General features: G+C 68.3%; 22 protein-coding genes and 1 pseudogene. 13 read left to right on the forward strand and 10 right to left on the reverse strand.

Translation table 11 applies throughout. The features are described from left to right. The first annotated feature begins 32 nt into the window (after positions 1–32). The 3 genes from QUE79_RS05330 to QUE79_RS05340 all read left to right on the forward strand — a co-directional run bounded on the left by QUE79_RS05330 (position 33) and on the right by QUE79_RS05340 (position 2,424). The gene (locus QUE79_RS05330; RefSeq protein ID WP_286345762.1) at positions 33–785 is read left to right on the forward strand and encodes an enoyl-CoA hydratase-related protein; all 753 of its coding nucleotides are present in this window, start codon (positions 33–35) and stop codon (positions 783–785) included. A 70-nt stretch (positions 786–855) separates the two neighbouring features. Further along, positions 856–2,016, forward strand: coding sequence for a thiolase family protein (locus QUE79_RS05335; RefSeq protein WP_286345763.1), 1,161 nt, complete (start codon positions 856–858; stop codon positions 2,014–2,016). 9 nt (positions 2,017–2,025) lie between these two features. Beyond that, the gene (locus QUE79_RS05340) at positions 2,026–2,424 is read left to right on the forward strand and encodes a Zn-ribbon domain-containing OB-fold protein (RefSeq protein WP_286345764.1); all 399 of its coding nucleotides are present in this window, start codon (positions 2,026–2,028) and stop codon (positions 2,422–2,424) included. Between the two features lie 36 nt (positions 2,425–2,460). Here the strand turns inward: QUE79_RS05340 and QUE79_RS05345 are convergent, their stop codons facing one another. The 3 genes from QUE79_RS05345 to QUE79_RS05355 are packed head-to-tail and all read right to left on the reverse strand — an operon-like array spanning position 2,461 to position 6,120. After that, positions 2,461–3,990, reverse strand: a complete 1,530-nt coding sequence (locus QUE79_RS05345) for a GMC oxidoreductase (RefSeq protein ID WP_286345765.1) — start codon at positions 3,988–3,990, stop codon at positions 2,461–2,463. Further along, entirely contained in the window at positions 3,987–4,934 is a 948-nt protein-coding gene (locus QUE79_RS05350) for a sugar phosphate isomerase/epimerase family protein (protein ID WP_286345766.1), read from the reverse strand. The genes QUE79_RS05345 and QUE79_RS05350 overlap by 4 nt, the downstream gene beginning before the upstream one ends. 37 nt (positions 4,935–4,971) lie before the next feature. Beyond that, positions 4,972–6,120 (reverse strand): serine hydrolase domain-containing protein, encoded by a 1,149-nt coding sequence (locus QUE79_RS05355; protein ID WP_286345767.1) that lies wholly within the window; start codon positions 6,118–6,120, stop codon positions 4,972–4,974. A gap of 104 nt (positions 6,121–6,224) precedes the next feature. On the opposite strand from QUE79_RS05355, the gene QUE79_RS05360 reads away from it, so the two are divergent. The 4 genes from QUE79_RS05360 to QUE79_RS05375 all read left to right on the forward strand — a co-directional run bounded on the left by QUE79_RS05360 (position 6,225) and on the right by QUE79_RS05375 (position 10,142). Then, positions 6,225–6,815: a TetR/AcrR family transcriptional regulator gene (locus QUE79_RS05360; protein ID WP_286345768.1), complete on the forward strand. Its 591-nt coding sequence runs from the start codon at positions 6,225–6,227 to the stop codon at positions 6,813–6,815. A 252-nt stretch (positions 6,816–7,067) separates the two neighbouring features. Continuing rightward, positions 7,068–8,372 (forward strand): ABC transporter substrate-binding protein, encoded by a 1,305-nt coding sequence (locus QUE79_RS05365; RefSeq protein ID WP_286345769.1) that lies wholly within the window; start codon positions 7,068–7,070, stop codon positions 8,370–8,372. A gap of 139 nt (positions 8,373–8,511) precedes the next feature. Then, complete coding sequence (locus tag QUE79_RS05370; RefSeq protein ID WP_286345770.1) at positions 8,512–9,315, forward strand: carbohydrate ABC transporter permease; 804 nt, start codon at positions 8,512–8,514, stop codon at positions 9,313–9,315. Beyond that, the gene (locus QUE79_RS05375; protein ID WP_286345771.1) at positions 9,312–10,142 is read left to right on the forward strand and encodes a carbohydrate ABC transporter permease; all 831 of its coding nucleotides are present in this window, start codon (positions 9,312–9,314) and stop codon (positions 10,140–10,142) included. The genes QUE79_RS05370 and QUE79_RS05375 overlap by 4 nt, the downstream gene beginning before the upstream one ends. A 131-nt stretch (positions 10,143–10,273) precedes the next feature. Here the strand turns inward: QUE79_RS05375 and QUE79_RS26110 are convergent. The 3 genes and pseudogenes from QUE79_RS26110 to QUE79_RS05385 form a co-directional block, all read right to left on the reverse strand. Continuing rightward, a pseudogene (locus tag QUE79_RS26110) lies at positions 10,274–10,462 on the reverse strand (IclR family transcriptional regulator domain-containing protein); the annotation flags it as partial. Continuing rightward, positions 10,444–10,977, reverse strand: a complete 534-nt coding sequence (locus QUE79_RS05380; RefSeq protein WP_286345772.1) for an IclR family transcriptional regulator — start codon at positions 10,975–10,977, stop codon at positions 10,444–10,446. The gene QUE79_RS05380 and the pseudogene QUE79_RS26110, both read right to left, overlap by 19 nt. Positions 10,978–11,096: 119 nt before the next feature. Further along, positions 11,097–12,296 carry an NAD(P)/FAD-dependent oxidoreductase gene (locus QUE79_RS05385; RefSeq protein ID WP_286345773.1) on the reverse strand — a complete coding sequence of 400 codons (1,200 nt, stop codon included), beginning with the start codon at positions 12,294–12,296 and terminating at the stop codon, positions 11,097–11,099. A 223-nt stretch (positions 12,297–12,519) separates the two neighbouring features. Between QUE79_RS05385 and QUE79_RS05390 the strand changes: the two genes are divergently transcribed. After that, the gene (locus QUE79_RS05390) at positions 12,520–13,419 is read left to right on the forward strand and encodes a helix-turn-helix transcriptional regulator (RefSeq protein WP_286345774.1); all 900 of its coding nucleotides are present in this window, start codon (positions 12,520–12,522) and stop codon (positions 13,417–13,419) included. A gap of 15 nt (positions 13,420–13,434) precedes the next feature. Here QUE79_RS05390 and QUE79_RS05395 read toward each other — a convergent pair whose 3' ends face one another. Next, positions 13,435–14,310, reverse strand: a complete 876-nt coding sequence (locus tag QUE79_RS05395) for a serine hydrolase domain-containing protein (protein WP_286345775.1) — start codon at positions 14,308–14,310, stop codon at positions 13,435–13,437. Further along, positions 14,292–14,633 carry a hypothetical protein gene (locus tag QUE79_RS05400; protein WP_286345776.1) on the reverse strand — a complete coding sequence of 114 codons (342 nt, stop codon included), beginning with the start codon at positions 14,631–14,633 and terminating at the stop codon, positions 14,292–14,294. Before QUE79_RS05400 ends, QUE79_RS05395 begins: the two co-directional genes overlap by 19 nt. Before the next feature lie 108 nt (positions 14,634–14,741). Between QUE79_RS05400 and QUE79_RS05405 the strand changes: the two genes are divergently transcribed. Genes QUE79_RS05405 through QUE79_RS05425 form a run of 5 tightly spaced genes read left to right on the forward strand, consistent with a single transcriptional unit; the run spans position 14,742 to position 18,286 of the window. Then, on the forward strand, positions 14,742–15,359 hold the full coding sequence (locus QUE79_RS05405) for an ABC transporter ATP-binding protein (RefSeq protein ID WP_286345777.1): 618 nt from the start codon (positions 14,742–14,744) through the stop codon (positions 15,357–15,359). After that, complete coding sequence (locus tag QUE79_RS05410) at positions 15,356–15,490, forward strand: hypothetical protein (protein ID WP_286345778.1); 135 nt, start codon at positions 15,356–15,358, stop codon at positions 15,488–15,490. Before QUE79_RS05405 ends, QUE79_RS05410 begins: the two co-directional genes overlap by 4 nt. Then, positions 15,490–16,317, forward strand: coding sequence for a hypothetical protein (locus tag QUE79_RS05415; protein ID WP_286345779.1), 828 nt, complete (start codon positions 15,490–15,492; stop codon positions 16,315–16,317). Before QUE79_RS05410 ends, QUE79_RS05415 begins: the two co-directional genes overlap by 1 nt. 53 nt (positions 16,318–16,370) lie before the next feature. Beyond that, the gene (locus QUE79_RS05420) at positions 16,371–17,630 is read left to right on the forward strand and encodes a sensor histidine kinase (RefSeq protein WP_286345780.1); all 1,260 of its coding nucleotides are present in this window, start codon (positions 16,371–16,373) and stop codon (positions 17,628–17,630) included. Then, on the forward strand, positions 17,627–18,286 hold the full coding sequence (locus QUE79_RS05425; protein ID WP_286345781.1) for a response regulator transcription factor: 660 nt from the start codon (positions 17,627–17,629) through the stop codon (positions 18,284–18,286). The genes QUE79_RS05420 and QUE79_RS05425 overlap by 4 nt, the downstream gene beginning before the upstream one ends. Positions 18,287–18,334: 48 nt before the next feature. On the opposite strand, the gene QUE79_RS05430 is transcribed toward QUE79_RS05425, so the two are convergent. Together QUE79_RS05430 and QUE79_RS05435 are read right to left on the reverse strand one after the other, a co-directional pair. Beyond that, a complete protein-coding gene (locus QUE79_RS05430; RefSeq protein WP_286345782.1) occupies positions 18,335–18,862 on the reverse strand; it encodes a CPBP family intramembrane glutamic endopeptidase in 528 nt (175 codons plus the stop codon). 234 nt (positions 18,863–19,096) lie between these two features. Next, positions 19,097–19,690 (reverse strand): TetR-like C-terminal domain-containing protein, encoded by a 594-nt coding sequence (locus QUE79_RS05435; protein WP_286345783.1) that lies wholly within the window; start codon positions 19,688–19,690, stop codon positions 19,097–19,099. Positions 19,691–19,722: the final 32 nt, after the last annotated feature.

Raw genomic sequence — 19,722 nt, forward strand, 5'->3', positions numbered from 1 at the left:
GAGCACGCGGTGCCACTCGAAAGGAAAAGCCGATGACAGACCTCGTCGAAGACCCCGTCCCGTTCCCCCTCGGTGGCGAGGGGGCGGTGCTGGCCGAGGTGCGCGGCCACGTGCTGCTCGTCACGATCAACCGGCCGGAGGCGCGGAACGCGGTCGACGTCAACGTGACGCGGGGCATCGGAGAAGCGCTCGATCGCGCGGAGCAGGACGCCGACGTCTGGGTCGTGATCCTGACGGGTTCGGGAGACCTCTCGTTCTGTGCGGGACAGGATCTCAAGGAGGCCGCGGCCGGGGTGTTCTTCGACGGCCCCGAAGCCGGGAGGTGGGGCTTCGCCGGCTATGCGAACCACGCCGTCTCGAAGCCGACCATCGCCGCCGTCAACGGGTACGCCCTCGGGGGCGGCACCGAACTGGTGCTCGTGAGCGACTTGGCCGTGGCTTCCGAGACGGCGACCTTCGGCCTGCCCGAGGTCACGCGCGGGATTCTCGCCGGAGCCGGCGGGAGTTTTCGGCTGCCCCGGCAGATCCCTCAGAAGATCGGCATGGAGGCCGTCCTCACCGGTCGGCCGATGACAGCGCAGCGGGCCTACGAGCTCGGACTGGTCAATCGGGTGGTGCCCCCGAGAAGCTCCTCGACGAGGCGTTCCGTCTGGCCGACGCGATCATGGCGAACGCGCCGGTGGCCGTGCAAGTGTCCAAGCGAATCGCGCGCGGCATCGACGACGGGGTCTTCACCGCCGAGAGCGCGGACTGGAGGCGCACCGACCGGGAAGCTGCGATCGTGATGGCGACCGACGATGCGATCGAGGGGATGACCGCCTTCGCCCAGAAGCGCGCCCCGCTCTGGACGGGCAAATGACGACCACGGAGACGGCCGTCGCGGGGCTCGGCATCACTCGACTGGGGAAGGTCTACGGAAGGACCGCCACGCAGTTCGCCGCAGAGGCGGTGCGGCTGGCCGCCGAGGACGCCGGCATCTCTCTCGGCGATCTCGATGGGCTGATCGTGTCGGGAGGAGTGACGAACGCGGTCGGCCTCGACCTCCAGGGCGTCCTGGGCCTCACCGACCTGCGCCTGCTGACCGCCATGCAGGGCTACGGCTCCACCGCGGGCCAGATGGTGCAGTACGCGACGATGGCCGTGCGATCGGGGATGGCCGAGACGATCGCGGTCGTCTGGGCCGACGATCCCCTGAGGGAGAACGGGCGCAGCTCGGCCGCGTACGCCGCCGCGGGTACCGCTCCCGCAGGCTTCGCCGGACTTCGAGCCTCGAATGGGATCTCGTCGACGAACACTCTGTACGCCCTCGCCGCACGCCGCCACATGAAGCGGTACGGCACCACGCAGGACCAGCTCGGACACATCGCCGTCGCCCAGCGCGACTGGGCCGTCCTGAATCCGCTCGCGCAGTTCCGCAGCCCGCTCACTCTCGAGGAGTACCACGCGTCCCGGTACATCGCCGAGCCGTTCCACCTGTTCGACTGCTGCCTGGTGTCGAACGGAGGCGCCGCCCTGATCGTCACCACACTCGACCGCGCACGCGCCATGAGGCAGCCGCCGGTCCGCGTCCTCGGCTGGGGGCAGAGCCATCCGGGCGCCACCGGCATCCGCAACGACGAGTTCGGACTGGTGACCGGTGCTGCGGCATCGGGGCCGCGAGCGCTGGCGATGGCAGACACGTCCCTCGACGAGATCGGCGTCGTCGAGCTCTACGACTGCTACACGTACACGGCCCTGGTGACCCTCGAGGACTACGGATTCTGCGAGAAGGGCGAGGGCGGCTCCTTCGTGTCCGAACCGGGAGTGCTCGGTCCGACCGGTCGACTCAAGGTCAACACGGGAGGAGGACAGCTCTCGTCGTACTACCTATGGGGAATGACGCCTCTGACCGAGGCGGTCATGCAGACGCGCGGCCAGGCGGGAGAACGCCAGGTGGCGGATCACGATCGAGTGCTCGTCTCCGGTAACGGCGGCGTCCTCGACCACCACTCGACCCTTGTCATCGGCACCGATTAGGAGACCGCCATGCCCCAGTTCCCGCTTCGCCGCGACGCCGAGTCCGCGGAGTTCTTCGCCGCCGCCGCCGCCGGGGAGTTCTTGCTCGTCAGGGATTCCGAGACCGGAGAATTCCACGGGCCGCAGTTCGATCGCACCGTCGATCCCCAGCGCTACGTGAGCGCACCCGCCGCCGGCACCGGACGCGTCGTCAGCTGGGCGGTCGTGCACGACCGCGGCTCCGACGGACTCACGACGCGGGTCGTCGTCGGCATCGTCGCCCTGGACGAAGGCCCGTGGTGGTGGACCGAGCTCGCTGACGCGGATCCGGACACCGACCTCGACGGCGCGAGAGTCGAGGTCGCCTTCGAGAGGATCGGCAGCGGCGACGAGGACGAGGTCCAACCGTTCTTCCGGATCCTGGGGTGAGTCGCCCCGCAGCTCAGGCCACGGTGCGCGCTGTTCTCACCGTTCGTCCGCGAGAGTCGCGGCGAGCTCCTTCGCCGCGCGCCATGCGAGCGCGACGGTCGTCAGCGTGGGGTTCGCCGCGGTGGCGGTCGGGATGACGCCGTTGCCTCCTACGTACAGGTGCGCGATACCCCACACCCGAAGCCGTTCGTCGCACACCGACGAGCCGTCGTCGACCGGCCCCATGCGCACGGTGCCCTGGTAGTGCAGCGACGATCCGCCGGCCGCGAGCGTGGGCTGGTCGGTGAGCTCGCCGATGCGTGCGGCGGACCGGATCGAGTTCGCGTACATCGCCGAGATCGTCTTCTGATCGTGGTCGGTGCGTGAGTACCGGATCGTCATCCGCGGCATGCCGAAGAAGTCGGTCTCCGTCTCACTGAACTCGACGGCGTCCTCGTACCGGACGTCCTTCGCGGCGTACCAGGCGAGGATCCCGAGGCGCGACGCGGCAGCTCCGTCGTCGTCTCCGATCGCGTACGGGGAATCCGCGAGGGCCATCACGCCGCCCTGCATGGGGCGCGCGTCGGAGAACGGGATCAGTACGTAGCCGTGTTCTCGGGGATCCCGGCCGAACCGCGCGGGGTCGAAGTCGTCGCCGAGCTGCAGGAACGACGCCATCTGGAAGTGCTCGTTGAGGTAGTGGCCGAGTGCTCGGGGCCGGATGCCGGACGCGAACAGCACCTGGGGAGTCCGGAGGCCGTCGGCGCACACGACCACTCGAGCAGCCCGAACGGTGGAGACCTCACCCGTTATTCGATCCTGCAGCTCGGCGCCCACGGCGACCCCGTCTTCGAGGAGGACGCGGCGCGCGAGAGTCTCGGGCCGCAGTTCGAAGCCGGGAACGTCCTCTTCGAGGTCACCGAGAATCGCACCGGTGCCGGAGAACACCAGTCGCTCGCCCTCCCAGTGCATCGCGCTCGGCATGAACCCGACGGGAGTGAGTCCCGGGCCGTCGAACTCCTCCGCCATCGCCGAGTGGATCGCGGCTGCGAGCCCCGCTCCGGGCGGCCTCTGCTCGGTGACGCCGAGCACGCGTTCGGCGTGCGACAGAGCGGCGTCCATCTCGTCCTCGGGGATGAACGGGATGCGCTCCGACTGGTGTGGTCGCGGTGTCGAGGCACCCCAGTGGATGCCCATGCCGCCGACGCCGGTGGACATACTCGCTGCGGGGAGGCCCACCTCGCCACTGCGGAGAGTCGGATGCGAGTCGACGAAGTGCAGCCCGGGCAGGACCGTCTGACGGAATTCGAGACTGGGATCCAGTCCTTCGGCGATGTCGAGGAGAGCGGCGTCCCGCTGGGTCCCGGCATCTGGACCCTGTGTCAGCAACTGCGCGGCCTCCCGATCCTGCTCCGACATGTTCTGCGTGTGGTCGCCGCGCGTTCCCGGGACGCGCGGACCCGCCTCGACCATCAGAATGCGAGCGTGCGGGACGAGCTCTCCGATCGTCCTCGCGTACATCGACCCTGCGGGACCGCTGCCGACGATGAGGACGTCGACGTCCGTTCTGTCGTTCCGCGGGCTCACGCTCGAGCCTCCGCGGCGAGACGGGTGACCTCGAGGACCCGGGCGCTCTTGGCCCACGGATCGCCTCCTGTGCCTTCGTACTCGATCGTCAGCGGGCCCGAGTAGTCGTGCTCCCGCAGGATCTTGAGCGCGCGGTCGATGTCGACGGCCCGGACCACCCCGGCCTCGTCGACGTCGTGAGCCTTGACGTGGACGAGTTCGGCGTGCGGAGCAAGTCGTTCGATGCCCGAGTAGACGGTCGTGAGGTCGACGCTGTCGAGCACCTGCGCGGCGTCGGCGGCGGGTGCGCCGTCAGCGGGGAACGCCAGCGCCCCGACGGGCTCGAGGAGGGCGTCGAAGTTGCCCAGGTCGAGCAGGAGGCCGAGCCGCTCGACGCCGACCGAGTGGAGGAGGTCGAGCATCCACGCGGGGTCGCTGCTCGGGCCTCCGTGATTCTCGACGAGGAGACGGCTGCCGTATCGCGCGGCGAAGTCCCCGAGCTCTCCCAACGCCTCGACGAGATGCGCCGGTGGCTGCGCGCCGCCGTCGTGGGGGCTGAACGGCGAACCGGGATTCACTCGCAGGAAGCGGGCGCCCATCTGACCGAAGCGGGCGATCCAGTCCTTCAGCTCAGCGACATCGCCTGCGCGCCTGAGCTCGTCGGGGTCGAGCAGGTCGCCGACATCGATGGCCACGTTCACCAGGGTCACGCCGGCCGCGCCGAGCGCGTCGGCGAAGGCGTCGAGCTCCGGATCGCCCAAACCTCCCGTGAACTGGAAGGCGACCGTCTCGATGGCATCCACGCCGAAGGCGCTCTTCGCCCGCTCGGGGAAGTCCGCGAGCGTCAGGAGACTCGGGAACGGAAACGAGAACGACCGGTCCTCCCCGTGGGAGTCGGTGAACTGGAACTCGACGGGTCCGAGGTGCTCTCGGACGCTGTACGACGACATGGACAGTGTTGTCACGGTGGTTCTCCTGTCGGTGAGGGGGCAGGGAGGGCGGTTAGAGGCAGGCGCGCAGGGCGGCCGACAACAGTTCCGCGCGCTCGTCGGGAACGCCGCCGGGTCGGATGGTCTGGTAGGCGAAGGACACGCGGCCTTCCAGCCGCGCGAAGCCGAGGTGCCCGCCGGCGCCGTCGTGACCGAAGCTGCCCTCGCCGGCCATGCGGCGCGCGCGGTTATCGATCATGAATCCGGTTCCCCATCGGAGGCCTTCGTCCGGGCCGACGAGCGGGGCGCCGAACGACACGGGTCGGATCGCGTCGCGCAGGGTCTCCGGCTGCAGGAGGCGGACTCCGTCGACCTCACCGACGGTCGCCGCGTAGATCCGGGCGAGTGCGCCGGCGCTGCTGACGAAGTCGGCAGCGGGGATCTCGGCCGCGAGGAAGTCGGGCCGGTTGGCCGAGTCGAAAAGACGGAGGCCGTCGTAGGCGCCGTTCATCCCGAGCACCCGGTCGAGGAGGAGAACGTCGGCTTCGCTGGGCCCGGGTCCGGTCGTGTCGGCGGCCGTGGCCAACTGCTCGCCCTGGAAGGCGAAGTCCGCGTCCGTCGGGTCGGCTCCGAAGCCCGCTCGCAGGTGGAGCGGCGAGGCGATGCGATCCTGCAGCCACTGCGCGGGTCGCTTCCCGGTGGCCCGGCGCAGGATCTCGCCGGCGAGGTAGCCGAAGGTGATCGCGTGGTATGCGAACGCGGTGCCCGGCTCCCACATCGGGACTTGACGAGCCAAGAGGTCGACGACCGGCGTCCAGGCCTGGAGGCCCGAAAGGGTGACTCGCTCGGCCGGGGCGATGAGTCCTGCGCGATGCGCGAGGACGTCGCGCACGGTCGTGGCCGCTTTACCCCCTGAGCCGTATTCGGGCCAGTAGTCCGTGACGAGTGAATCGAGTGCGAGAGCACCCTCCTCGACTGCCATGAGCAGGCAGATGGTGGTGATGCCCTTGCTGACGGAGAACAGGACGCTGCGCGTCTCGGATGTCCACGTGCCTCGGCCGGTGTCGCCGCCCCAGAGCTCGACCACGTGCTGCCCGTCGACGTAGATGCTGCAGGCCGCACCGGTGTCGCCGCGGACGCTGAAGTTCTCCCGGAAGACGTCGGCGACCGCGCCGTAGCCGTGCTGTGCGTGCCCACTGAGCACCACGTCCGTGTGTCTCATGGCACTCCCTCGTGCGAGATCGAACAAAAATGGAAGTCACTGCCAATATGAAGTCACATCCATTCTTTTGTCAAGGCCGGCCCTGGTCGTCCTAGACTGCGGGGGTGGGCCTGCGAGAGATGAAAGCCGCTCGGACGCGACAGCAGCTCGTCGATGTGGCGGTGACGACGTTCATCGACCAGGGCTACGACGAGACCACGATGGAGCGGATCGCCGAGCTCGCCGAGGTGGGCACCTCGACGCTCTATCGCTACTTCCCGAGCAAAGAGCTCCTCCTCCTCGCGCCCTACGCCGAAGTCGTCGACCCGGGACGGTATCTCCGAGCGCGCCCCGTCTCCGAGCCGACCGGGGTTGCACTGGCCGGAGCCCTCCTCGACCTGGGTGACGACTACGCGGACCCGTCCCGCCGCATCCCCGAGATCCGGCGGATCCTCGACTCCTCGCCGGTGCCTCGAGCGCGCGTCTGGGATGTCCTCCTGCAGTCGCGGGCAGACCTCGAGGCGGCGCTCGCGGAGCGCATGGGCTTGCCCGCCACAGACCACTCCGTGCAGATCAGTGCGGGGATAGCTCTCGACGTCTTCTATCGGGTCGACGAGGAGCGGAAGAGCGGCGACCGGGAGGACTACCGCGCGCTCTTCCGGGAGGCGCTGGCATCCCTCTCCACGACGACGATCGTGCTCCCCGTCCTGCCCTGACCCGTCGGCCCGTCGGGCTCCTCGGCGGCGGTCTCGCAAGCCCGGCTGCGCATCAGGACGCGGTTTGTCGCGCCTGATTCGTCTCGGATCCGGTCACTCTTCGATCCCTGTTGACAAGAATCCGTTTGCTGTTAGTGTCTCGTATGCGAACGCCAATCGCCAGTATGAACAAACAGCAGCAAGCGTTCATGTTTATGAACAAGCGTTCGAAATACTGATTGATTTTCCCTTCACCGAGAGGAAGCACGAACGATGAAGTTCAGCACTCTAGCGGCGGGCGCGGTTGCCGTCGCCTTGGCCGTGTCCCTTGTCGGATGCTCGAGTTCGAATTCGACAGGCGGAGCCAAGAAACCCGACAAGCTCGTCATCCTGACCACAAACAGCCCCAGCGAGAAAGCGTTGCAGGCCACCGGAAAGCTGTACACAAAAAAGACCGGCATCGACATCCAGTTCGTGGACGTGCCCTACGACCAGCTCGCCACCAAGCTGGTCCTCGCGGGAAAGTCCAAGACGTCGACGTTCGACGTCGCCATGCTGGATCCGCTGTACCTCGCCACGGTCGCCCCCTCGGGCGGACTCCTGCCCCTCGACAAGCACCTCGCGAAAGACTCCACGTACGACTACTCGGACTTTCCCGCGTCGTTGAAGGACTACCCGAAGTACAAGGGCGTCACCTACGGCCTGCCTCTGTCGACGGAACCCTACGTCCAGCTCTACCGCACCGATCTCTATAAGAAGGCGGGTATCACGCCCGCGACGACGTGGGATCAACTGAACTCGAACGTCAAGGCGACGACGAGTCCGGGTTCCAGCCAGTACGGCTACGCCGGCTGGTACGGGGCGCAGGGAGCGAGCGCCGAGCCCTACCTCGAGCGGCTCTACGAGTACGGCGGCCGCCTGCTCGACCCGAAGACGTCGGAGCCCCTGCTGAACACCGCCGTGGCGAAGAAGGCCATGAAGGACTTCCTCGAGCTGACGGCCGATTCTCCGGAGGCCACCATTTCCGGCGGGTCGCCCGACGCGGCGACGCAGTTCAGCCAGATCCCGGTGGCTCTCGATATCGCGCCCTCCGGCTGGTACTCCACCGTCGCCGATCCTGGGACGTCCAAGGCCGCCGGCAAGGTCGGAGTGGCGCCGGTTCCGTCGCAGGCGATCGGGAAGTACGCCCCCAAGGGAATCCTCAAGGGATGGATGGTCGGTATCTCGGCACAGTCGAAATACGAAGACGCGTCCTGGGACTTCTTGTCGTTCGCGCTCAGCAAGAGCAACGTGCAGACGTTCATCGACTCCGGATCACCCGTCGTGGCACGGACCTCGACGCTCGACGACGCGAAGTACCAGAACCAGTTGCCGTATCTCCAGTACCTGAAGCCCGGCGTCGTCAACGGAGTGCCGCTGCCCGCGATCCCCGAGCTCCTGCCCCTGGCCGTGGCGCTCGGCAACGGGATCAACTCGATGGCCACACAAGGGTCCAAGGCCAACGTCGACTCGAGCATGGACTCGCTCAATCAGAAGCTGCGTCAGATCCTCGTCGACTCCGGGAGGCTCAAGAAGTGACGCGCACGGAAACGGAGGGAGGCCGCACCGCCGGCCTCCCCGGGTTCGGGACATCCCCCGACCCGCACGCGATCCGCGACGCCGGGCCATCCGGCGTCGCCAGTACCTCGAGTCCCTGCCTTTCGTCGGTCCGGCCTGGGTGCTCGTGGGCCTGATCGGGATCGTGCCCCTCATCTACGCCGTCTGGGAGGCCTTCACGAATCAGGGGGTCTCGGCCCTCCATCACAACTTCGTCGGTTTCAGCAACTTCATGGCCGCCGTCTTCAGGCCGTCGTTCCTCGACTCCCTCGTCGTCACGGGAATCTTCGTGGTGGTCTGCACGGTCGTCGAGTTCGTCATCGGCTACGGAATCGCCTATTTCCTCAACCTCCAGCTCCGGGGCTATCAGCTCGCACGAAGCGTGCTGCTGATCCCGATGCTGCTCACCCCCGTCGTGATCGGCCTCGTGTTCAAGTTCATGTTCACGCCGAAGATCGGGGTCGTCTACGCCCTGCTGCAGAGCGTCGGCGTTCACATCCCGTGGTTCACCGACGCCTTCTGGGGCAAGGTGTTCATCGTCACGCTCGATTCCTGGCTGTTCGTGCCATTCGTGATGCTGATGCTCCTCGCCGGGATGTCGGGGGTGTCGAAGGAGCAGCTCGAGGCGGCCTCGCTCGACGGCGCAGGCTGGTGGAAGAAGACGCGCTACGTGTCGTTGCCCGCACTGGCTCCGGTGATCATGATCACCCTGCTGCTCCGCGTCGTCGACACGTCGCGCATGTTCGATCAGGTCTACTCGTCGACCCGTGGCGGTCCTGGGACGTCGACGCTGACGACCTCGATCCTGGTCTACAACGACACCTTCGGCTCCTTCCAGTTCGGCTACGGGGCAGCAGAAGCCGTGACTCTGACGCTGTTGCTGTCGCCCTTCTACTTCCTCTACATCCGATTGACACGCATATGAGAATCGAACGAACCGTTCAGCGCCTCGTGGCGCACGTCGTCCTCATCGTCGCCTGCCTCCTGGCGTTGTTCCCGCTGTTCTGGGTCGTGCTGACCTCGATCAAGAGGAACGTCGACGCGAACTCGCCCTCCGTGAACGCGTTCGCGTTCACGCCGACGTTGCAGAACTACGCCGACCTCTTCAACTCGCCGGTGTTCCTCCATGCCGCACTGACCACCGCCGTCACCACGGCGGGGACCACTCTGGGTTCCGTCCTCGTCGGCACGCTCACGGCGTACGGCCTGGGCCGCCTCTGGGTCTTCGGGCGTCGAGTCCTCGTCGGCATGATGGTGCTGCTCCAGGTGGTGCCGTTCCTCGTCCTGATCGTTCCGCTGTTCAACATCGTCAGCGCCGTCGGGCTCTACGACACGTGGATCGGCCTGATCGTCGTGCAGGTGGGGCTCTTCACGCCGTTCGTCACCTGGCTGATGCTGGCGTTCTTCCGCTCCGTCCCGGTGGAGGTCGAAGAGGCGGCATTCGTCGACGGCGTCAACCGGTACCAGCTGTTCCGTTACGTGCTGGTGCCCATGCTCGCGCCGGGTCTCGTGGCGGCCGGCATCTTCACGGCGATCGCCTCGTGGAACTCCTTCTTGCTTCCGGTCGTGCTGGGGCAGACGGTGACTCAGACGCTGACGGCCTTCGCGGCGACGTTCGCTTCGTCCGAGCAGCTGCTCTGGGCGCAGATGTGCGCGACGGCCGTCGTCATCCTGGCGCCGATCGTGATCTTCACGCTGATCATGCAGCGACCGCTCGTGAACGGGATCACCGCCGGGAGCCTGAAGTCGTGATCACCATCGGGTGAAGCACGGCTTCGGATCGCGCGTCAGGAGCGGAGGCGCGCGATCAGGCTGTCGAGCATGACGGCCGAATCGCGGAGGTGGGCGATGATCGCTCTCTCGCGCTCATCGGTCATCCTGCTCGTGGGCACCGAGCAACTCAGCGCGTTGAGGGAGCCGGCCCGGCTGGCGAGGGCGACGCCGATGCAGCGAATGCCGGGACTGTTCTCTCCGTCGTCGACACTCCAGCCGGCGACCCGGATGCGGGCGAGCTCGTCGTGCAGGGCATCCTTCTCGACGATCGTGTTCTCCGTCAGGCGCGGGAGGGGAATTCGAGGCGTGCGTCGACGTCCTCGTCGGGAAGGCGGGCCAGGATGGCCTTGCCGAGAGCCGTGGCGTGCGCGGGCAGCCGGCGTCCTACCGCCGAGAAGAGGCGCAGGGTGTGACGGGACTCGCGCTTCGCCAGGTAGACGACGTCACTGCCGTCGAGCCGGCCGAGGTGCACGGTCTCGCCGGTGAATTCGGCGAGGGAATCGAGAACGGGTTGCGCCATGCCGACCACGTCATCGCTCTCGATGTACGCGTTGCCGAGGACGAGAGCGCGGAGACCGAGCCCGAACAACGTGCCCGTGCCGTCCGTTTCGAGCCACCCCATCGACTCCATCGTTCGGAGGAGCCCGTGGAGACTGCTCTTCGGGATGGAGAGTTCGCGGCTCAGGGTCGCGACGGACCTCTTCTCGTTCGAGCGGCTCAGTGTCTCGAGGATCTCGAGGGTGCGAACCGACGATTTCACTCCCGCGCGGGCGACCGTCGGTTCGCCTTCCGCGACGTCCGTGACAGTGCTCACAGCCGCACTTCCCTTCTCGTCGACTTCCCGCAGGCCATCGTATATGTTCACATATGCGAGCGCCATGCGGGTGTGTGAACACGATGGCGGCTGGGGTAGGCGACCGGGCGGCTGTCTCCTCAGAAGGTCGCAACCGCGCTGGCGACGAGCTCGTTCTGCGCGATCAGCCGACGCAGCTTCATGATCTTGCGTGGTTCGTTGAGCGTCGCAGCGCCGACCAGGCGATCGCCCCGGCGGAACAGGGCGACGAACGCCTCTTCGTCCGGGCCTCCGGAGACGAAGCTGACCGCGTCCGCGATCGCGGTGCCGACGAACTGGATGCGATTCCCGTACCAGTCGCTCCAGAAATACGGCACGGTCTCGTACGGTTCGGCCCGGTCGGGGAAGAGGGCGTTGAGGGCGGCGTGCGCTCCCTGATCGGCGGCGTTGGTCCAGTTCTCCAGGCGCATGGTGGTGTCGAGAAGGCCGTTCGGCCAGTGCGCGACGTCGCCGGCTGCGTACACCCCGTCGGCCGAGGTTCGCAGGTACCGATCGCAGATCAGGCCGCCGTCGACCGGGCTCAACTCGAGTCCGGAGTCGGCCAGCCAGCCTGTTGCGGGTGCGGCGCCGACGCCGACGACGACGAGATCCGCGGCGATCAGTTCGCCGCCGACCAGGCGCACGCCCTCGACGTGGTCCTGTCCGATGACCCTCTCGATCTGAGCGGAGCACAGGAGGCGAGTCCCGTTGCGTCGGTGGAGATCGGAGATCGCCGCACCGACGACCTCTCCCACGGCTCGAACGAGAGGGACCGGTGAAGCCTCGACGATGGTGACCTTGGCACCCCGCTTCCGAGCCGACGAGGCGATCTCGGACCCGATGAACCCCGCCCCGATGATGACGACATCCGCGCCAGGGACGATCGCCGAGCGGATCCTCGTCGCGTCGTCGACCGTTCGAAGGGTCTCGATTCCAGCCATTCGCGGAAGGTGCGACAGGACTCTCGGTGATGCTCCCGTCGCGATGATCAGGCGGTCGTAGGGGATCGGCCCGTCGGACGTCCGGAGGATCTTGCGATCGTCGTCCAGCGACAGGACCTGGCATCCGAGACGGAGGTCGACCGAGAGGTCGTTCCGGAGCTCGTCCTCCGTGGCGAGATAGTCGACGACGCCGTCGACCTCGAGGAAGGCCTTCGAGAGGGGAGGGCGGTTGTACGGAAGGTGTCTCTCGGCACCGACGAAGGTGATCGATCCGGTGTATCCGTCGCGGCGAGCGGCTTGAACGGCGCTCACCCCGGCGAGTCCCGTTCCGACCACGACCAGTCCAGGATCGCCCGTCACGCGAGGACCGCCGAAGAGGCGACCGACCGCAGCGCGATCGTCGGTGTCAGGGAGGTTCTCATGGCTGCTTCCTTGCGTGAGACGGTGGTGAAAGCTAATCGCGAAAAGCCGCCGCCTTGAATGTCTTGAAGGATCAAAGCATGGATTTTTCACTCAGGGACGAACTGCCTAGCTGAATGGGGCCCGTCAAATCAAGGAACGGTCGATCGCGTACTCTGGACGAATGCCACCGGTGCAGAGCGAACCGTCCGCCAGCGATTCCGTGGCGCGGAGCGGCGGCCCCGCTGTCGTCCACGCGGCGACGTACCACATGAAGCGAGGCGAGGTGCTCCACAACACCTACGTCGAGAGCGTCTGTTTCGTCTGGACCGTCAGCGGATCGGGGACGATCGAATGCAACGGCGAGACCTTCGGCGACTCCGGCGATTTCATGCTGCGCCTCCCGTGGGGGCACGAGGTGCGAGCCACGTGTAACGCACCGTTCCAGTTCGGCGTCGTGCACGTCGTCCCGTGGCTCGAGCAAGCCGACGACTTCGTCGCTCGAGTGGCGGTTCGGAGCGGCGATCCGCTCCTCGGCGCTCCCGGACGCAGCGGTCGTGGGTCGGGGCCGGCGATCGCGGCGATCCCCGCCCACTCGCCGTCCGGCGCACGCCTCACCGACCTCGCGACGTACACGGTCAGCCGATTCCTCGAAGAACGCGTCGAGGAATCGGCCCTTCGATCCCTCGGCGTCCTCCTCATGGACGAGAGCCGGGACTGGGATCACAGCGCCTCGGGCCGGCAGTATCCGGCGTCACTCAACCGGATGATGCGCTTCGTCGACGAGAACCTGCGATCGCCCCTCACGGCCCGTGTCATCGCCGACTCCGCGGCCGTGAGCACATCGACCGCGGAGCGGCTGTTCCTCCGCCACACGGGCACGTCGGTCCGCGCGTGGCTGCGTCGGCGTCGAATGAAGGTGGCGTCCGTTCTCCTGCAGAACAGCGACATGCATGTCCGCGAGGTGGCCATCAGCGTGGGCATACCGGACGCCTTCTACTTCTCGCGCGTCTTCACCGCCGCCTTCGGCGTGCCACCCAGCCAGTACGCGGACAGCGTGGTGAGGAGCAGATCCAGCCGGTGACCGACCGACATCGGGTCACCCGCAGAAGGCGGTGTCGAGAGTCGTCTCGACGTCGTGCGCGATCCTGACGATCTTGGCCTCGCCGGTCGCGAGGGCCTGGGGGAGGGCGGTGACGGCGATGGTGACGGCTTTGCCGCTGGCGTCGACACCGTTCCGGGTCTCGTAGCCGGGGATGTCGCCGCCGTGGCCCCAGATGGCTCGGCCGCAGCTGAGCGGGTAGCGGGCCAGTCCCAGGCCGTATCCGGCGTTCGCCCAGACATCGTCGTAGGGAACCGTGGTCTTCATCTGCGTGAGTTCGGCGGGATCGAGAAGGCGTCCGCCGAGGAGGGCCTTCATGAAGCGGTTGAGATCGCTGGGCGACGCGACGATCTCGCCGGCGGCCCACGCCCAGGACGGGTCGCTGACGGTGATGTCCTCGAGCTTCCCGGTCGTGGTGTTGTTGTACCCCCGCGCGTGCGGGCCGTGGATGCGGGAGTCGCCGGGCGCCGGGAACGTCGTGTGCTTCAGGTGGAGCCTGTCGATGATGCGATCCGAGATCAGCTCGCCGATGGGCCGGCCGGTGACCCTATCGGCGAGGAGGCCCGCGACGGCGTAGTTGGTGTTGCTGTACTCGAACCTGCTGCCGGGAGCGAAGTCGGCCGGCATCGACAGGGCCCGATCGATCAGATCCCTCGGAGAGAGGTAGGTGTTCCGGATGGCGAAGAGGTCGGTGCCGAAGGTGAGGGTGTAGTTCGGCAGACCGCTCTTGTGCTGAAGCAGCTGCCGGACCGTGATCTTCCTTCCGTCGATGCCCGTGCCCCGGAGGAGCCCGGGGAGATAGCGGTCGACGGGCTGATCGAGAGAGACCTTGCCCTCCTGGACGAGCTGCAGGATCACGACGGAGGTGAACATCTTGGTGTTGCTTCCGATCCTGACCAGGCCGTCGGCCGGGGAGCGGTGGTCGAGCCGAGCTTGGACACTCCCGCGGTGTAGGTGGTGACGTGGCCGTCGGGATCGGTGACGGTCGCGGTGGCGCCGGGGAACCCGTCTCGACTGACGAGGCGGTTCAGACTGGTCTGCAGCGAGTCCTGCTTCTGCGCTCCCCAGGCGGTCGGGACGAGCGCGGAGGCGGCGGTCGACACCGCAGCGGCCACCCCGACGATCGCCCAGATGCGGCGGCGTCGGTGACGGCGAGTGGCGGTGGATGAGTGGGTGATGAGATCGTCTTTCGTCATGCCTCCACCGTGACTCCCCGCGGCCCGCTGCACCCCGGCCGGTCGGCTGGTCCGAGGACTGGCCGTTTGGCGGGGGATCTCGAACGCGGACGGAGGGAGCGTTGACCCATGACAACGAATCAGGACGATCCCATTGCGATCGCACACCTTCACAAGGAGTTCCGCGGGCACGCGGCCGTCGACGACATCAGCTTCACCGTTCCGCGCGGTCGCGTGGTCGGCCTGCTCGGCCCGAACGGCGCGGGCAAGACCACCACGATGCGCATGCTCCTCGGCCTGGCAGGCATCACCCGGGGAACCGCGACGGTCCTCGGCCGGCCCTATGGCGAGCTGACCTCGCCGGCGCGGTCGGTCGGAGCCGTTCTGGACGCCGGTGGCCTGCACCCGGGACGGACGGGGCGCCAGCACCTGCTGATCGCCGCCGCCGCGGTGGGCGCACCGCGATCGAAGGCGGACGAGCTGCTCGACGAGGTGGGCCTGGCATCCGGCGCGCACCGGAAGATCGGCACCTGGTCGCTCGGCATGCGCCAGCGACTCGCGTTGGCCACCGCGCTCCTCGGCGACCCCCGGGTGCTCGTCCTCGACGAGCCCGCGAACGGTCTCGACCCGGTCGGCACACGTTGGCTCCGCGACCGACTCGCCTCGTTCGCGCTGGCCGGGGATCGGTGCTGCTGTCGTCCCACCTCCTGGCGGAGGTGGCCCAGGTCGCCGACGACGTCGTCGTGATCGTCGACGGCCGCATCGCGGGTGGTGGCAGCGTCGCCGCGCTGACCGACGCGAGCGAGGGCGGCCTCGAATCGTTCTACCTCGACCTGGTCTCGGGCGGCGTGGACGACGACACGAAAGCGGTGCGCTGATGTTCCGTTCGGAGATCTTGAAGGCCGCGTCCCTGACCTCCACCCGGGTCGTCTTCGGCGTCGGAGTCCTCGGCCTCCTGGCCACCCAGATCCTGCTCGTGACCCTGCTGCCCGCTCTCGCCAGTGGAGCGCTGCGTCCGCAGGGCGAGAACCTCGGTTCGGAACTCCCCGGCGTCGACCTGTCGTCGGGCTCCTTCCAGTACTCCGCCCTCAGCGTGTTCGGCGACGGTGGCTCGTCGGGTTCGCTCGGTCTCGCCGTCCTCGGAGCACTGGCGCTCGGGCTGCTCGTCGCCACCACCGACTACCGATTCGGCGGCATCGTCGGAACCGCGCTCGCGGAACCCCGCCGACTGCGGATCCTGCTGGACAAGGTGGCCGCGACGGGCGTCTTCGCCGCCCTCCTCGGCGTCGTCTACGCCGTGATCTCGGTCGTCGTGGTCGTCGGGACCGTGCAGTTGTCGCCTGCGGCGCGCCTGCGCGTGTCCGGGCTCGACATCCTCAGCACCTCGGCCCGCGGCGTGGTGGCGGTCGTCCTGCTGTCCCTCCTCGGCCTCGGTGTCGGGCTGCTCGTCCGGAGCCAACTCGCCGGATTCCTGACCCTCGGCGCCATCGTCGTCGGCGAACCCCTCGTGCAGGGAATGGCCGGCCTCCTCGCGGGCGGCGCTCCCGGCTGGACGCAGCTCCTCCCGGTGACGCTGAGCCACGCGATCGTCCGCAGCTTCAGCGCCTCCGGCACCAACCCCGGCGTGGCTCTCCTGGTGCTCGGGGTCGAGGTGGCGGCGGTGCTCGCGGCGGCCGGAGTGGCGCTGAGGCGTCGAGACCTGTGACGAGGGGGCAGGATCCCGCCGCCGCGAGCAGGAACGTCCCGGACAATGGCAGGGTGACCACACAGAACCCGAGCCGCACCCCGATCGGGGAGGTGCTCTGGCGCGGGCTGCCCTCCCTGCTCGTGATCGTCGTCGCAGCCGGACTCGCGCTGGGCGAGGTCGCCCAGCGCAGCGCCGTGGGTCGCGACGTGCTGGGCGGCTCCAGCCTCGTGCACGGCCCGGTGGTGCTCGTCGTCGTCCTGGTCGCCGCGCAGGGCATCCTGCTCTGGTGGCGACAGCGGTTCGCCGGCAGCGTCCTCCTCGCCGTCACCGTGATCGACATGGCGCTGCTCGTCGTCACCCGGGGCGACCTCGGTGTCGGGTCCATCGCCGTCCTGGTGGCCGCGTACGTGCTCGGACTGCGCTCGCTCGGTCGCCCCGACCTGCTGATCCTGACCGGGGCTGCGGCCGTGTCGACCGTCGCCGCGTGGATCGCCTACGCCGGTGGCGACACCGTCCCGCGCGGGCTCGAACTGCCTCTCGCCGTATTTCGCACCCTGCTGACCTATCTGCTCCCGGTCCTGATCGCTCATCTCGTCGGTACCCGGGCGCGCATCCTGGAGGGACTCCGCGAGCGCGCCGAATACGCCGAGCGGGAGCGCGCCCTCCTGGCCCGGGAGGCGGTCGAGAAAGAACGGACCCTGATGGCACGTGAGCTGCACGACATCGCCGCGCACCATCTCTCCGGAATGATCCTCGGATCGCAGGCGGCCCGAGCGCTCGTCGACGCCGATCCGACGCGGGCGGGCGAGTACATGGGCGACGTCGCCCGGGAAGCGCAGCAGACCCTCGCGAACCTGCGCCAGACCGTCGGGCTTCTCCGGACCGACTCCGAAGGGTCCCGGTCTCCGGCGCCCGACATCGGCCAGATCCCCGACCTCGTGGAGAGCCTGACGGCCGCGGGGATGGACATCGACCTCCGGACGACGGGGACGCCGCGACCCCTCGGGCCCGTGGCGGAGATCAGCGCGTATCGCATGGTGCAGGAGTCTCTCGTGAACGCTCGACGTCACGCTCCGGCGGCGCGCTGCACGGTGCTGCTGGCCTACCGGGACGGCGGCGCCGACATCACCGTCACCAACGAGCGCGCCACGAGACCCGCCGGGCCGGGTGGAGGCGGTGGCTTCGGTCTCGTGGGCATGGAGGAGCGTGCCGTTCTCACGGGGGCTCGATTGACGACCGGTCCGACGGCCGAGGGCGGTTGGGAGAACCACCTGGTCCTGCCACCGCAGGACACACCCGGCTCGTTCTTCCGGACGGGCGAGGACTCGTGATCCGCGTCCTCGTCGCCGACGACCAGGCGATCGTGCGCGCGGGCTTCACCGTCATCGTGGAGGCCGAGGGCGACATGGAGGTCGTCGGAGCGGCCGAGGACGGCTACGAAGCCGTCCGACTGGCCCAGGAGCTGCGACCGGACGTCGTCTGCATGGACATCCGGATGCCGGGTCGAGACGGCATCGAGGCGACCCGGATCCTGTCGGCCGACCCGGCAGGCGCGATCCCGGTGCTCGTCGTCACCACATTCGATCTCGACGACTACGTCTTCGGAGCTCTGGAGGCGGGCGCCTCCGGCTTCCTGCTGAAAGGGGCCGACGAGACGACGCTCCTGTCGGCCATCCGCTCGGTCGCCGCCGGCGACGGCACGCTCGATCAGAAGCTGACCAGGAGGGTCCTGACGGAGTTCGCCACTCGCCGTCCTGCGCCTCGAACGGCCGACCCGGCCTCGGCGAGTCGCCTCACCCAGCGCGAGATCGAGATCCTGCAACTGCTCTGCACCGGGCTCTCCAACCAGGAGATCGCCGGCGCGCTCTTCATCGAGCCGTCGACGGTGAAGTACCACCTGGCGGGTCTTCTCGGAAAGATCGGCGCCCGCGACCGGCTGCAGGCGGTCGTCTGGGCGTTCCGGAACGGGTACTCCGCGCCCGAGTGACGGCGACACCGCAGGCCGCCCGGCGCTTGCGTTCGGGTACCGAATCGCTCAGCCGGCCCCGGCGGCGAGGAGGTTGGCGATCGCGTTGTTGGTGACGTGGACGATCACGCCGGGCCAGATCGAGCCGCTTCGCCGGTAGAGCTCGGCGGCGACGATGCCTTCGACGATCGCCGTGAGGTAGGCGATGTTGAAGCCGTTCAGCCCGTGGAAGAACATGAAGACGACGGCGCTGCCGAGAACGCCGGGCACCCATCCCCAGCGGAGGAGGACGGTGGCGAGGACCCCGCGGAAGAGCACCTCTTCGCCGATCGGCGTGAGGACGCCCAAGAACAGGGTCGACAGGATGAGCGCCAGGACGCCGCCCTGCGCGGCAGTGTTGTACGTGGCCTGGACGTTCTCGGGCACCCCGAAGATCACGGTGTAGCCCGCGACGAGGAGGCGCGCGACGATCCAGACGACCACCCCGCCGCCGATGCCGATGAAGACCCACCGCCAGCGCGTGCGTCGAACACCGAAGGGCCGGAGCGCGCGGACCCGAAGGCTCAGCGCGGCGAGGAACGCGACGATCCCGGCCACGCCCGAGAGCGCACCGAGCGCCAGGCCGTAGCCGACGGCGTGAGCGGTGTCGAGGCCGGCGGCCTTCAGCAGCGGTGGGACGCCGTAGGAGACGAGCCCGAAGACGACCAGGCCGATGACGGCTTCCGGGATGCCCGGGCGGGCTCTGCGCTCGCCCTCGGGGAGGGGGATGCGGTGGTCACGGGTGGTGCTCCTTCGGCTCAGACGCGTCGGGGACGCGGTGTGGAGGGGTGCCTATCGTGCTGTGTCCTCGGTCATCGCCGAGTCGCGCCAGGTGCGCAGGATCGCGTCGAGACAGTTCAGGATCCGGCTCCAGGATGCTTCGGGGTCGTCGGCACGGCGGCGGAGCATGCCCGTCCGTTCCAGCTCGACGAACCCGTTGATCGTGGAATCGAGCATCCGGGACGCGTGTACGAGCTCGCCCTCGGGGATGTCGTAGCCGCGCAGGGCGGCCAGGCCGAGGGTGCGCAGCCGGGCCTCCGCTCTGGAGGTCGAGATGCTGGACGAGAAAGGGTGCAGCAGGGCGGCCCACCGTCCCGGGTGGTCGCGGCCGTAGACGCGCTGTGCCTCGGCGAGCCCCACGAGAGCGTCTCGGCCGGAGCGGCCGGCGACTTGGACCTCGATCGCGCCCGAGACCTCGTCGAGCGCGAGCTCGCGGACGCCGTCGAGCACGGCAGCCCGGTCTTTCACGTGCGCGTAGAGGCTGGCCGTCTGCACGCCCAGCTGTCGCGCGACGGCGGTCAGAGTGATCGAGTCGAAACCGTCGCGGTCAGCGGCGTCGGCCGCGGCCCGAATGATGGCGTCCGGCTTCAGATTCGCGCGAGGCATGGTGTCAAACTAACACCATTAGGCTTTTGTTG

The organism is Frondihabitans sucicola, assembly GCF_030296615.1.
Taxonomy (GTDB): Bacteria; Actinomycetota; Actinomycetes; order Actinomycetales; family Microbacteriaceae; genus Frondihabitans; species Frondihabitans sucicola.